Source organism: Bacteroides sp. RCH18 (assembly GCF_058231005.1).
Window position 1 is genome coordinate 1,341,794 of the sequence record NZ_JBIPTC010000001.1, and the last position, 14,608, is coordinate 1,356,401.

Annotated in this window: 11 protein-coding genes; 4 read left to right on the forward strand and 7 right to left on the reverse strand. The window is 45.2% G+C overall.

The window, feature by feature from the left end; translation table 11 throughout:
- Positions 1 to 121: 121 nt before the first annotated feature.
- Genes ACHLI0_RS05395 through ACHLI0_RS05410 form a run of 4 tightly spaced genes read right to left on the reverse strand, consistent with a single transcriptional unit; the run spans position 122 to position 5,883 of the window.
- Positions 122 to 2,542: an ABC transporter permease gene (locus ACHLI0_RS05395; protein ID WP_349082688.1), complete on the reverse strand. Its 2,421-nt coding sequence runs from the start codon at positions 2,540 to 2,542 to the stop codon at positions 122 to 124.
- On the reverse strand, positions 2,539 to 3,255 hold the full coding sequence (locus ACHLI0_RS05400; protein ID WP_195380924.1) for an ABC transporter ATP-binding protein: 717 nt from the start codon (positions 3,253 to 3,255) through the stop codon (positions 2,539 to 2,541). Before ACHLI0_RS05400 ends, ACHLI0_RS05395 begins: the two co-directional genes overlap by 4 nt.
- A gap of 15 nt (positions 3,256 to 3,270) precedes the next feature.
- Entirely contained in the window at positions 3,271 to 4,518 is a 1,248-nt protein-coding gene (locus ACHLI0_RS05405; RefSeq protein WP_490748604.1) for an efflux RND transporter periplasmic adaptor subunit, read from the reverse strand.
- Between the two features lie 60 nt (positions 4,519 to 4,578).
- Positions 4,579 to 5,883, reverse strand: a complete 1,305-nt coding sequence (locus ACHLI0_RS05410) for a TolC family protein (RefSeq protein ID WP_490748605.1) — start codon at positions 5,881 to 5,883, stop codon at positions 4,579 to 4,581.
- Between the two features lie 329 nt (positions 5,884 to 6,212).
- Here ACHLI0_RS05410 and ACHLI0_RS05415 point away from each other — a divergent pair, with 329 nt between their 5' ends.
- The 4 genes from ACHLI0_RS05415 to ACHLI0_RS05430 all read left to right on the forward strand — a co-directional run bounded on the left by ACHLI0_RS05415 (position 6,213) and on the right by ACHLI0_RS05430 (position 11,172).
- Positions 6,213 to 7,574, forward strand: a complete 1,362-nt coding sequence (locus ACHLI0_RS05415) for a sigma-54-dependent transcriptional regulator (protein ID WP_490748606.1) — start codon at positions 6,213 to 6,215, stop codon at positions 7,572 to 7,574.
- A 5-nt stretch (positions 7,575 to 7,579) separates the two neighbouring features.
- Positions 7,580 to 8,830 carry a sensor histidine kinase gene (locus ACHLI0_RS05420; RefSeq protein ID WP_490748607.1) on the forward strand — a complete coding sequence of 417 codons (1,251 nt, stop codon included), beginning with the start codon at positions 7,580 to 7,582 and terminating at the stop codon, positions 8,828 to 8,830.
- A gap of 87 nt (positions 8,831 to 8,917) precedes the next feature.
- Positions 8,918 to 9,943, forward strand: a complete 1,026-nt coding sequence (locus ACHLI0_RS05425; protein WP_118337371.1) for an AI-2E family transporter — start codon at positions 8,918 to 8,920, stop codon at positions 9,941 to 9,943.
- A 56-nt stretch (positions 9,944 to 9,999) separates the two neighbouring features.
- Positions 10,000 to 11,172: a glycosyltransferase gene (locus tag ACHLI0_RS05430; RefSeq protein ID WP_225721020.1), complete on the forward strand. Its 1,173-nt coding sequence runs from the start codon at positions 10,000 to 10,002 to the stop codon at positions 11,170 to 11,172.
- An 11-nt stretch (positions 11,173 to 11,183) separates the two neighbouring features.
- Here the strand turns inward: ACHLI0_RS05430 and rimI are convergent, their stop codons facing one another.
- The 3 genes from rimI to ACHLI0_RS05445 all read right to left on the reverse strand — a co-directional run bounded on the left by rimI (position 11,184) and on the right by ACHLI0_RS05445 (position 14,480).
- Positions 11,184 to 11,636, reverse strand: coding sequence for a ribosomal protein S18-alanine N-acetyltransferase (rimI, locus tag ACHLI0_RS05435; protein ID WP_490748608.1), 453 nt, complete (start codon positions 11,634 to 11,636; stop codon positions 11,184 to 11,186).
- 2 nt (positions 11,637 to 11,638) lie between these two features.
- Positions 11,639 to 13,105, reverse strand: a complete 1,467-nt coding sequence (locus ACHLI0_RS05440) for a RimK family ATP-grasp domain-containing protein (RefSeq protein WP_055221076.1) — start codon at positions 13,103 to 13,105, stop codon at positions 11,639 to 11,641.
- A 130-nt stretch (positions 13,106 to 13,235) separates the two neighbouring features.
- Positions 13,236 to 14,480, reverse strand: coding sequence for an ABC transporter permease (locus tag ACHLI0_RS05445; RefSeq protein ID WP_225721023.1), 1,245 nt, complete (start codon positions 14,478 to 14,480; stop codon positions 13,236 to 13,238).
- Positions 14,481 to 14,608: the final 128 nt, after the last annotated feature.

Here is a 14,608-nt window from a genome sequence, read left to right on the forward strand (position 1 = left end):
TCCAAATTTCCGGAGCAAAGCGAAGCATCTTATAACATGGTTTAATAGAAGTAGCAGACTCGTTAACATTTAACATAATTCCTCCGGATATTAACGAATACCCGAAGGAGTAATCTAAAAACTATTCATATCTTAACGAACGAGCAGGTTTGCTCATTATTATTTTCATTGTCTGAAAGGCCACCGTCACGAATGAAATGAACAACATCAACAATACGGGCACAATAAAGAACCAGGCTTCTAAATCCGTCCGGAAAGCATAATGACTCAACCAGGCGTTCATACTGAACCAGGCTACCGGAAGAGCAATCACAACCGCTATCAGAATCAGCAGGAAAAATCCTTTGACCAACTGATAGAAAAGATTCCAGCGGGAAGCTCCCAAGACTTTACGTATACCCATCTCTTTCGTACGGGTGGAACAGGAAAACATCACCAATACCCAAAGTCCCAGACAGGATATGAATATCGCTAATCCGGTGAAAGAACCTATCATCACCCCGAATACTTCATCCTGACGATACTGATGGTCGAAGAACTGATCGAGGAAAAAATAATCGAAACTGGAATCAGCAAAGTACCGATTCCATATTTCCTGTACCTGCGATACCAGTTCGCGTGGATTGCCGGAAGTCATTACGATAGAAATATAGCGTTGTGGCAACCAGTCTATCTTATCTTTATGAATCAGCATAATAGGAGTATAATTCTTACTCAACGCCTGCTGATGATAATCTTTGACCACTCCGATAATCTGCATCGGAGCATCGGTACATTCTACTGTTACCAACTCTCCTATCGCCTCATCATTGGAAGCAAAGCCCAGATTGCGTACGGCCGTCTCATTAATCACCAGTTTATCTACATCGTCTCCGTACTCTTCTGAAAAGCCCCGTCCGGCTATCACTTGCAAACCATATGCCTCTATATAATCCGGATCGCAGGCCAGCATCTCATAAAGCCGGTTCTGCTTCAAAGCGTCATTGGTACGGCGATTAGAAAGGAAAGTAGCCACCTCCTCGCCCGGCACAGCACCGGAAGCTGCGACACTATGCACCAGTGGCAACCGCATTATCGCTTTCTTCATCGCTTCCAGTTTCACATTCAGGCCGTCTGTACGTCCGGGAAATTTAATGACTAATGTCTGGTCGGTTTTCACCCCTAATGATTGGCTGCGCATAAAATTCAACTGTGCAAACACGATCAATGTTCCACAAAGCAGTATCATAGAGGCCGTATATTGAATGATAACCAACACCTGACGAGTCCGTTCTCCGGACTTGCTATGCAAAAACTTTCCTTTCAACAGGGTAATCGGTTTACGGTTCAGCAAAGCCAATGCCGGATAATATCCGGAAAGGAATATCCCTGCGATAAAAACAAGAACCAGCAGCACCCACCAATAATCCATCAGCCAAACGGAGAAAGTGACCGTACGTCCCACCAGTTGATTAAAGTACGGAAGAATCAGTTCTATCAGCCCTACTGCCAATATGAAAGCAATCAGATTCATAACCAGCGCTTCGAACAGGAACTGATGAATCAACTGCTTGCGGAAAGCACCCACTACCCGACGCACTCCGACTTCCCTGGCACGCTCCATCGAACGGGCTACTGTCAGATTGATATAGTTTATCCAGGCAATAGCCAGAATGGCAATAGCTGCAAAGACAAGTGCAATCATGGCAGAACGATTTCCTTTTGTCTCCATTTCATAACCCAATTGCGGAGTGAGATGTATATCTGCCAGAGGAACCAAATCGACTCCCCATGTTTTGTTTTTCAACGCTTCCTCCGTCTTGTACTTTTCCGCCATGACGGGAAACTCTCTTTCTATTTCCGCTTCCCTCTCCGGCGAATCGAGCAGAACATACGTATATGCTTCATGCTTATACCAGTATTCATGTATAAACTTGGGCAAAGATGTATACGAAATCAGGAAGTTATAATGTATATGGGAATTGGAAGGCATTTCCTCCATGACTCCGGTCACTTCACACGATATCTTATAATAGGGACCGGTAAAGATAAGAATCTTTCCGACAGGGTCTTCCTCTTTGAAATATTTGCGGGCAATGCGCTCGGTGATTACGACTTGTCCCGGCATCGAAAGGCTGGTCTTTTTATCACCTTTCAGAAGCTCGAAATCGAAAAGACGGAAAAAGCCCGGATCGGCATAAGCTATCTGGTTTTCCCGCAGCGTCAACTCACCATACTTCACAATCTGTTCAGGTTGTAGCAGAGAGCCGATTCGGGTATAATCTTCAATTCCCGCAAGATTCTCTTTCATTGCCGAACCGTATCCGAAGGAGCTGCTTGCCCAGTTGTCGGTCAGCACCTCCCCTTCGTGGAATGTACTTTGCACACGATAAATATGGGGATATTTCGTGTGCATCTTGTCAAAACTGAACTCGAAGGTTACATACGTCAGGATCAGCAACGCCGATGCCATGCCGATCGCCAGTCCAAACACATTAATGAAGCTGAACTTTTTCCGCTTCATCAGATTCCGATAGGCACTATTCCAATAATTTCCTATCATACAGCTTCGTTTTTAGAGGACGTACTTTTTTCTAACGGACGGTTGATGTTTTCGGATACAATCTGTCCGTCCAACAACCGGATAATCCGATGCGCATACGTCGCATCCCTTTGAGAGTGGGTGACAATGATAATCGTAGTCCCCTGGCGGTTCAGTTCGCTCAACAGCTCCATCACTTCCACGCCATTCACCGAATCCAGATTTCCGGTCGGTTCGTCAGCCAGCAGCAACTTACAGTCCGTCACTACCGCACGGGCGATGGCCACACGTTGCTGTTGTCCGCCCGACAACTGTTGAGGATAATGGTTGGCACGATGTAGCAGATTTACTTTCTCCAGCACTTTGTTCACTTTCTCTTTGCGTTGGGCAGCCTTAATCCCCATATAGACAAGCGGGAGTTCCACATTTTCGTATACCGTCAGTTCGTCAATCAGGTTGAAACTCTGGAAGATAAAGCCCAGATTATTCTTCCGAAGGGCAGTCAGCTGGTTCTCGTTCATTTTATCCACCTGTTTCCCTTCAAAGAAATAAGAGCCGGAAGTGGGAGAATCCAACGTACCCAGAATATTCAGCAACGTTGACTTGCCGCATCCGGAAGGTCCCATTATAGCGACAAATTCTCCTTGTTCTACGTGTAAGGTGACTTCGTTCAATGCTTTCGTCTGCACCTCTTCCGTAGTGAAAAGCATAGACAGTTTTTCTGTTTTAATCATGGTGATTCTTTTTATTTATTTTAGTATTAGTTTCTCATTGTCTCCGAACAACTCATAACCGGATATGATTACTTTCTCACCCGAAGACAAACCTTCCGTCACCTCATAATACTGTGGATTCTGGCGCCCGATCTTCACAGGACGCCGCGTGGCAAATTTACCACTTTCATCGACAATATACATCCACCGCCCTCCGGTAATTTGAAAGAATCCGCCACGGGGAACAAGGATCGCTTGTGCCGGGTCTCCTAACTGAAGGTTGATATGATAAGTTTGTCCGGCACGTATATTCTCCGGCCGCTCCGAAATGAAAGCCAGGTCAGTACGGAACTGCCCTTCTTTCACTTCCGGATAAGGTTTGGTTACTTCCAGTTTATAGGTTCCTCCGTCACGGGTAAAGTCGGCGGGAAGTCCGGGAAGTACACGCTCCACATAATGCTCGTCTATCTGTGCCTGTACTTTGAGGTCCGGAGTAATAATCTGCCCAATATGTTCTCCTGCGGAAATGGACTGTCCGACCTGCGCGTTCAAGTTTCCTACCTGTCCGTCAATCGGAGCTTTAATCTTCAGGTTTTCCAAGCGCTCACGGACCAACGTAAGACTGCGTTTCATGTTGCGTATGTTCTCGTCCAGACTGCTGATCTGGCTTTCACGGAAAATATTGTCCTGACGGATACGTTCGTCAATGACCGCCAGTTGTTCTTTGGCAGCTTCATACTCCTCCTCTGCCTGACGGAAATCCTCGCGGGCAATCAGTTGCTCCTCCACCAAACGTCTGTATTGTTCATAACGGCGTTTTTTCAATGTCAGTTCTTTATTCAAGCCTATGCGTTCCTGTTTCAGTTGCAGACGCTCCTGCTCCATACTGATACGGGTATTGCGCAATTCATTTTCCTGATAGGCAAGGTCTGCCTCACTCTGCATGATTCCGATATTCAGCAACGGGTTGCTGAGACGCAGAATCACATCGCCCGCTTTCACCATAGCTCCTTCTTCTTTCAAACGTTCTTCCACACGACCGCCTTCTATGGCATCCATATAGATAATCCGGCTGGGCATCACCTGCCCGATCACGCGAATATAATCATTGAACTCCGCTTGCTTGACGGTAGCAATCGTGAGACGGTCTTTCTCAACTGTCATGGAGGAAGCCGTATCTCTAAAAATAAAATATAAAATGACAGCGATTCCCAGCGACACACCACCGATCGTATAAAGGTGTTTGCGATTTATGCCGGGTTTGCGTTCAACAGGTGTATCCATAAAGGTATATTCAAAATAGGGTTGTTATTAAATGATTGATCCGATGGCACAGGCTCCGTTTTACAGGAAAGTCCCCTCCCGATAGTATTTCTCCAGTTTCCTCATCATTTCCACTTGCAGGCGTACACGAACCAGTTCTGCCTTGGCGGAGATAAAACGGTTACGGGCTTCCATCAGCTGAAAGACGGAAATGAGCCCTTCCTCCCATTTACGTTCGGACTCTCTCAGTACGAGAGCTTCTGCTTCAAGCTGTTGCAATGCTTGTTGATGTTCACTAAATCCCGCATGCAGGGAAAGAAGTGTTTGCTCTATATCGGTATATAGCTGCTGCTTTTCCAGTTCTTCTTCATTCTTCAGGCGATACAGGTTTAGTTTCTGCTTCCGTTGATGAGTCAGACGTTCCAATCCGCTCAGCAAAGGAAACGAGATGCCGATACCGACATACTTTCCTATATTGTCCCGCAACTGTCTGGCAGAAAAAACCGTATTGTAAAAATTGGAACCAACCGTAAAGCGGGCATAGATAGAAGGAGAAAAAGTTCCGCCAGCCATCGCATATTCTTTACGGGCAGCCTTTCGTTTCAAATCAATCATACGCATGACGGGAAGTATTTCCAGTGATTGGGTATAAAGTGTTTCCGTAGACGGAACAGAAAGCAAGGGCAGCTGATTCATTTCCACAATAGTATCCTGAATAACAAGTGTATCACCGGGTTGGAAATTCATTAGCTGTTCCAGATGCAATAAGGCCAACCGGCAAGTATTCTCACGAGATTTATAACGATAGATATCCCCTTCTCTGCGGGCCTTGACTTCCTGCAAATCGGAAGCGGATTTCAATCCCAGCTCAACAAAGGCTTCGGTTTGTTTCAGATACCGCTCACTCAACCGGCTTTGTTCTAAAGCAAGATTCAACAGTTTTCTCTCCAGAATCAGTTTATAATAAGCATCCGTCACTTGATATGCCAGTTCATTCTGCTTATTTTTCAATGCCCATTCGCTACGTTCCTTATTCATCTTCCGGAAGCGTACCTGATGAATGCGTGAAAAGCCCTCAAAAAGAGAGAGAGTCATATCGAGCCCCACGGTCCCCTCTTCAAAAGTTTCGTTGGTATATCCGTTCGTATCCGGATCGATAGAACGCCCGAAGCGTTTCCCTGTTTCTGCATTAACCGCTGCACGGGGAAGAAAAGCACCAACAGCGGCCATATAATCTGCCCGTGCCTCCTTTATATCTATCACACTGTTCCGCACAGAAGGATTCTGCTCCCATGCCAGACGAATGCACTCATCCAAAGTCATGCCGGACTGGGCCTGCACAAAATGCGGCAATAAGAATAAGGACAAAAAGAAAAAGTTTTTCATTCTTTATAATATATGCGATTGTGTGTTACGATGATTAGAAGGCAAATAGGATGCCACAATTTTTAAGTAATTGATTATTAACCAAATGACCAATACGATTGCATTGCATCCGTCCAATTATTACACACCGCAACGTCCAACTTTTGGACGTTATCCATTATTTCATATTCTTCGGGAGCAATTTTCGGGAATTTAAGTAAGCCTTGCAGTAAATATGCCCGAAAACGTCTAATTATTGGACACTCGCTTGCAGAGGAAAGCAAAAACGAATATCTTTACCCCCAAACTTAAAGCATGGTTCAACCTGATAGCTACCCCCAATCTTAGATATGGAAAACGGAACTATTTTAATAGTAGATGATAATAAAAGCGTGTTAGCTTCACTGGAGTTACTGCTCGAGAATGAGTTCGGTACAGTTCGCACCGCCGCCAATCCCAATCAAATCACCACTTTACTGACTACCACCTCTATCGACGTCGTTATCCTTGACATGAATTTCTCTGCCGGCATAAACAATGGCAATGAAGGGCTGTACTGGTTAAAACAAATCCACGAAATCCGCCCATCTTTACCGGTAGTTATGCTGACTGCTTACGGAGACGTTGAATTGGCGGTAAAAGCACTAAAAAACGGGGCTACTGATTTTTTACTCAAACCTTGGGATAATCAGATTCTGATTCGGAAGATAAAGGAGGCTTATAAAAGTAACAACAGCAAAGCCAAAAGCGCTTCAAAGGCAACCGGCAAACAGGGGGATACCGAGAAACCGAGCAAACCGGAAATGCTGGTCGGACACTCTCCCGCAATGCTCCAGTTGATTAAAGTGGTGACGAAAGTAGCCAAAACCGACGCCAACATCCTGATCACCGGAGAGAACGGAACAGGAAAAGAGATGTTAGCCAGAGAGATACATCGTTTATCTCCCCGAAATTCCCGTCAAATGCTTGGCATTGATATGGGCGCCATCAGTGAATCACTCTTCGAAAGCGAACTGTTCGGCCACGAACGCGGAGCATTTACCGACGCATACGAAAGTCGTCCGGGAAAATTCGAAGCGGCCAACGGCAGTTCCCTCTTTATGGACGAAATCGGAAACCTTTCCATTGCACTGCAAGCCAAACTATTGACTGTACTGCAGAACCGGAATGTCACCCGAATCGGAAGTAACAAAGTGATTCCCGTTGATATCCGGCTGATCTCTGCTACCAATAAAGATATTCCGGAAATGGTAAAGCAAGGACTGTTCCGGGAAGATTTGTTCTACCGTATCAACACCATCCATCTGGAAATCCCTCCTTTAAGGGAACGGGGCGACGATATCCTATTATTCATAGATACTTTCCTCCGTCGTTTTACTTCCAAATATCAACGGCCGGAAATACGGATGCACGAGCAAACGATTGAGAAACTACGCTCCTATCACTGGCCGGGCAATATCCGCGAACTGCAACACGCCATCGAAAAAGCGGTGATCTTATGCGAAGGCAACGTGATACGCCCCAAAGATATTCTGGTAAAGCAAAGCTGGAAACCTCAGACGGCAAATGTCGTCCCCAACCTGGAGGAAGTAGAACGGCAAGCCATCGAAACAGCAATCCTCCAAAACAATGGAAATCTGACAGCCGCCGCCGAACAATTAGGCATCAGCCGACAAACTCTCTATAATAAACTGAAACGATTCAAACCCTGAACAAGATGATATTCAGCCGACATATCTATTGGGCCATATTGCTTCGTATCCTGCTCATCCTCGCAACTTCGGGAACAGGGCTGTGGCTCATCATCTCCCAACGTGGCATCATCATCGGAACGTTACTAATCATCTGCTCCCTGTTTCAAATCGGCGGAATAGTCACTTACCTCAATAACATCAACCGGAAACTCCAGCTTTTCTTTGATGCCATCGAGGACAGAGATAATACATTCAGCTACCCCGAGCAAGGAATAAGCGAAGAGCAACAACAGCTGAACCGCTCACTGAACCGGATCAACGCCCTATTGGCGCAAACCAAAATGGACTACCAGAAACAGGAACATTTCTACCGGTCTCTGCTGGAGAAAGTACCCAACGGAATCATAGCCTGGAACAACTTGAAGAAAATAATCTTCGTCAACAACACAGCGTTAGCCTTACTAAACATTGAATCACTGACTCTATATTCCCAACTGGAAAATATCCTGCAGAATGAGAAGAACAGAAAAAGACTCAGCCTCTCCCAAAGTCAGATGAAACTACAAGACGAAACAATCACCTTGCTTTCCATACAAGACATTGACGACCGGCTCAACGAAAACGAAAGTGAATCATGGAGCAAGCTCAGTCATGTCCTGACTCATGAGATCATGAACACGATCGCTCCCATTATCTCACTGTCTCAGACACTGGCTTCCTATCCGGAAATCAGCGAGAAAGGAATCCGCGGGCTTCACATTATTCAGGCGCAAAGCGAACGGCTGATGGAGTTTACCGAATCTTTCCGGCATCTGTCCTATCTTCCGCAGCCCGAAAAGCGTCTCTTTTCCCTGTCCGACTTATTACACAATCTGGAGGAACTGCTTCAAACCAATTTTCAAGAAAACAATATCTCCTTTACGCTCCGGTGCTCCCCCGAATCGATTATCACCGAAGGAGACGAAAAGCAACTGTCACAAGTGTTTCTCAATCTGTTGAAAAACGCCATGCAGGCATTGGAGGGGCATCCGCATGGGGAGCTTTCCCTGCAGGCAGAACAAAACGAACATATAGTCATAGACATCACCGACAACGGTCCCGGCATTCCTCCCGAGATTCTGGACAAAGTATTCATCCCCTTTTTTACGACTAAATCAGAAGGTACAGGCATCGGACTGAGCCTGTGCAAAGAAATTATCCGCCGCCACGAAGGGCATTTGTCTGTCAAAGAAAGCAAAGCCGGAAAAACTGTTTTTCATATCGAGCTCCCTTAAAAACAACAGAAGTAAAACCGCACACCGGATATTCAAACCTTTTCCACTGTTCTTTTGTTTATAAAGTAGAATAACTAAATACACGATATGAGCATCAAAGAACAGTACTGGAAATATTCCCTCATCGTCATCATACTATTTATGGGAATCATCATCTTCCGTCAGATCACTCCTTTTTTAGGAGGATTGCTGGGAGCACTCACTATTTATATTCTGGTACGCACACAAATGGCGCACCTGACGGAAAGATGGAAACTGAAACGCAGCGTTGCCGCACTGCTGATTACGGCAGAAACGGTTATGGTGTTTCTGGTTCCGCTCGGACTGACAGTCTGGCTATTGGTCAGCAAACTTCAGGACATCAATCTGGACCCGCAAACATTCATTGCCCCTATGCAGCAGGTAGCAGAGTTTATCAAAGAAAAAACGGGGTATGACGTGCTGGGAAAAGATACTTTGTCATTCATTGTCTCCATCCTTCCCCGCATCGGACAGATAATAATGGAAAGCATCAGCAGCCTTGCCATCAACCTGTTTGTCATGGTATTCGTACTGTACTTTATGCTGATAGGAGGAAAAAAGATGGAGGCTTATGTAAATGACATTCTCCCGTTCAATGAGGCGAATACACAGGAAGTAATTCACGAAATCAATATGATTGTACGTTCCAATGCCATCGGCATACCTCTGTTAGCCATTATTCAAGGAGGGGTCGCCATGATAGGGTATCTTATCTTCGGAGCACCTAATATACTGGTATTGGGATTTCTGACCTGCTTTGCCACTATCATTCCAATGGTGGGAACTGCCTTGATATGGTTTCCCGTAGCTGCCTATCTTGCCGTAACCGGAGACTGGTTCAACGCTATCGGACTCGCCGCATACGGTGGCATAGTCATATCTCAGTCCGATAACCTGATCCGATTCATCCTGCAAAAGAAAATGGCGGATACCCATCCGCTGATTACGATATTCGGAGTCGTTATCGGTTTGCCGTTATTCGGATTTATGGGAGTCATCTTCGGTCCGCTGCTGCTTTCATTATTCTTTCTATTCGTCGATATGTTCAAGAAAGAATATCTGGATTTACGAAATAACCTTCCTGCGAGATGACGGAGCTACCAAAAAAATGCGTACTTTTGCAGTCGTAAAAACGACACTTATATCCAATGGAAGCATTTACATTCAATACTGTCGAACTGATTCTTTTATCGGCGGCAGGTATTCTTTTTATCATTCAGCTCATTTATTATTTCGGCTTGTACAATCGGATACATACCCGCAATAAGGCTGTACGCAAAGAAGCAGTGCATTTCACACAAGAGATGCCTCCGCTTTCCGTGATTCTTTGTGCACGCAACGAAGCTGATAACCTACGTAAAATCTTACCTGCCATTCTCGAACAGAACTATCCGCAGTTCGAAGTGATTGTTATCAACGATGCTTCTACGGATGAGACAGAGGATGTACTGGGATTTATGGAAGAGAAATATCCTCACCTCTATCACAGCTTCACTCCCGACAGCGCACGCTACATCAGTCATAAGAAACTTGCCCTGACATTGGGCATCAAGGCCAGCAAACACGACTGGCTGGTATTTACAGAAACAAACTGTATGCCTGCAAGCAAGGATTGGCTCAGACTAATGGCACGCAACTTCACTTCACAGACTCAGGTAGTGCTGGGATACAGCGGTTACGACCGGACCAAAGGATGGCTGCACAAACGGGTAGCCTTTGACACGTTATTCCAGTCTCTGCGTTATTTATGCTTTGCACTGGCAGGAAAGCCGTACATGGGCATCGGGCGTAACATGGCTTACCGAAAAGAATTATTCTTCCAGAGAAAAGGCTACTCCACTTATCTGAACCTGCAACGCGGGGAAGATGATTTATTCATCAACCAGATAGCCACCCCATCCAACACACGCGTAGAAACGGATATCAATGCAACCATGCGGATACAACCGGTATACAGCTACAAAGAATGGAAAGAAGAAAAGATAAGCTATATGGCTACCGCACGCTTTTATCACGGTGTACAGCGCTATTTGTTAGGATTCGAGACTTTCTCCCGTCTGCTGTTTTACGCTGCCTGCATCGCGGGTCTTGTATTCGGCATCCTCAACAACCATTGGCTGGCTGCCGGAATTGCATTACTGATCTGGCTGTTCCGTTATACCGTACAGGCAATCATCATTAATCGGACAGCCAAAGAAATGGGCGGAGACAGAAAATATTATTTCTCCCTGCCGGTTTTCGATCTCCTCCAGCCCATCCAGTCGCTCAAATTCAAACTTTACCGTTCCTTACGCAGGAAAGGGGACTTTATGAGAAGATAGGCAACTGCTGATTACATGGGCCGCTGCATATAGATCGCATCCGAACCATCATGATAATAGTTTGGCTTTACTCCCACGGGAATAAAGCCATTTTTCATATATAGCTTGATGGCAGGCGTATTCGACTCTTTTACTTCGAGCGTAATCTTTGCCGCCTTACATTCAAAAGCTGTCTCAATCGTCCGCTCCATGAGCAACTGTCCCAGCTTCCTTCCTCTGCAATCCGGATGAACAGCTATCGAATATATCCGCAAATAACGGGTTCCCGCATGAAACAATAATGAGACATAGGCGATTATCCGCTCCTGCTCCACCACCACATAAAAGGTACCCTTGGAACGGCAGATCAGATAAACAAACTGTTCTCTCGAAAAACTATCTTCCTGAAAACATTCCTGCTCTATCTCCAGAATGGCAGGAATGTCTCCCGCTTTTGCCTGGCGGAGGTGCATCGTCGGTTCCATCACTAATAATGTTTCATTTCCAGCGCCTGCTCAAAGTGATTCAACAGACGGTAATACATTTCGTCACCGATAATCGCATCTTCCAGTTCATGATCAATACTCGGATTATCGTTGATTTCGATCACGTAAGCCTTATCATCGACCATCTTCAAATCCACTCCATACAAGCCTTTTCCGATGAGATTGGCAGCCTTTATCGCCGTATCCAGTACCACACGCGGCACTTGATAGATAGGAATCGTATCCACCAGTCCGCAGCGGCTCCTGCCCGAATCATAATGGCAGTAAATCTGCCAATGACCTTTTGCCATATAATACTTGCAGGCATACAAAGGTACTCCGTTCAGCAGACCGACACGCCAGTCAAACTCCGTAGGCGTAAATGCCTGCGCCAACAAGATAGCCGACTTCTCGAAAAGAAGTTCAAGACTTGTTTTCAGTTCTTCTTCATTGGACACCTTTTTCATGCCAATGGAATAGGAACCGTCCGGTATCTTCAAGATAAAAGGAGCACCAACCTGCTCACTGATCTGTTCGAACGAGTTCTCATTGGACTGAAAAATCAACGTAGACTTCGGTGCCGGAATCTTTTCTTTCTCAAAAAGCTCTTTCAGATAAACCTTATTGGTACACCGGATGATAGACAACGGATCATCAATGACGACCATTCCATTCTGGGCAGCCAACTGTGACAAATGGAATGTATAATGATTCAGCGATGTCGTTGTTCGGATAAACAGCGCATCAAATTCCAACAGACGCATCGCATCATCCTCTGTGATCATTTCGACGTGGATATTCATCTTCTTGGCCACTTCGGAGAGTTTATGCAAAGCGCCTTTGTTACTGGGCGGGAATTTCTCTTTCGGATCGATCAGTACCGCCAAACTATATCTGGGAGCTTTTGCCGACTTAGGCGCACGCCATATTTTCTTATTAAAGTTATCCAGCGTATTGGCAAAGAAGTCCTGCTCCTCATCATCCAACCGGTTCAAAGGCAAGAACTGAATACTTTCAATCTGATTCTTGGGATGAGTGTTCAAAGCGACTCTCAACAAAGGGCAGGGATAGTTCTCGAAAATGAAGCGGGCCACTCTTTCCAGCCCTTTCTCACGGCATTTCCCGAAATAGATATTCAGATACCAGATATCACTTTTGATCCCGTTCTTCTGAATCCATTGATAACACAACGCCTGCAGACTTCGGTCCATGCGGATTCCTGTCCCCGTCTCCAGTTTGTTGATGATGTCAACATCGGGAATCACCCGTTGTCCTCTCGTCTGGGCAAGCAACGAACAGTAATACCCTTCGGAGTTATAGCTGTAATCATTGCTAAGATTAATAACTAACTTCCGGTCTTTTTCAACCGGCTTGTTCTTCAGATAGTCGGAAACAGTCAGGATACTTTTCGTCTCACAATACGGCTTCCAGTCATCCGGATTATCCAACAGAATTAACACATTATTCATAATGGTTAAAAATTAAACCTACAAGAGGATATTAAGTAAATCGGGCGCAAATATAGACATATTATTCACTCTACCTCATGCAACGGTCTAAATTATTTTTGCAGCAAAAAAAGAAAAGAAAAAGAGAAGATTACTCGTACCGCATGGAGCTTGCAGGATTGATCTTCGTTATCAAATAAGAAGGTCCGATCAGCATCAGAACCGATGCCAGCAACGTACCCGCATTGATCAAAAGGAAGAACCAGACATTGAAAGAAACCGATACCGTATCAACGTAATAATTCTCCGGATCGAGCTTAAATATTCCGAATTGGGACTGGATAAAACAGAATGCCAGCCCAATCGCATTGCCCCAAAGCATCCCCTTGCCGATGAGAAAGACAGCAAACCAAAGGAAAGTCTTGCGAATCGTAAAATTATCGGCTCCCAGCGCTTTCAGTATTCCGATCATATTGGTGCGTTCTATGATAATAATCAGCAAACCGGAAATCATAGTAAAGCCGGCAACTCCTATCATCAGGAAAAGGATTACCCATACATTCAGATCAAGCAGATTGAGCCATTCAAATATCTGGGGATTCAGTTGCTCGATGTTGCGTACATAATACACGCCTCCAAACTTATCCCGCTGACTATCCGTATCAACGGCTATCTCGTAAGTGATATCTTCCAGTTTATCATAGTCGCGCACCTGCAGTTCCACTCCGCTCACCTGCTCCGGTTCCCAGCCATTCAAGCGGTTCACCAAATAAAGGTCAGTCAGCAGAAACAGATTATCATACTCCGAGAAATTGGTCTGATAAATGCCTGCAATCGTCAAGCGCCGGGCACGGATATTATCCTGAATATAATAGGTATATATCTTATCTCCCAACTTCAGCTTCATTTTAGTAGCCAATGCCTTGGAGATAAGTACCTGATTACTCGAAGCCGAATCGCTGAACGCAGGAATCTCCCCTTCCACCAGATACTCCTGCATAAAACTCGGATCAAACTCCGGTCCGACACCTTTCAGTACCATCCCCTGAAAAGCATCATCCGTTTTTATCATCCCCGGCTTGGTAGAATAGCGTTGCACATGGCTTACTTCGGAATAACCGGAAAGCGCAGTCATCATACTGTCCCCCACCGCTATCGGATGAGTCTCATAAGAATTGACCGCATCCAGATTCGCTATCTGAATGTGCGACCCGAACCCGATGACTTTATTCCTTACCTCACTTTTAAACCCTATGACTACCGCCACCGCAATAATCATAACAGCCAACCCTATGGCAATACCAGCCATAGCAATGAGGACCGCAGGACGTGAAACCTGCTTTCCACCATCGCTCTCGCGATAAATACGACGGGCTATAAAAAGAGATAATGACAATTCTTTAATAGGTATTAAGTATTAGGTAATAAGTAATAGCCGTAGCTTATTTAGAGATCAGGGATTAGGGATTAAGTATTATATTAAGCATTAAGACATTACCTTATGATATAATTATCAACCTTATA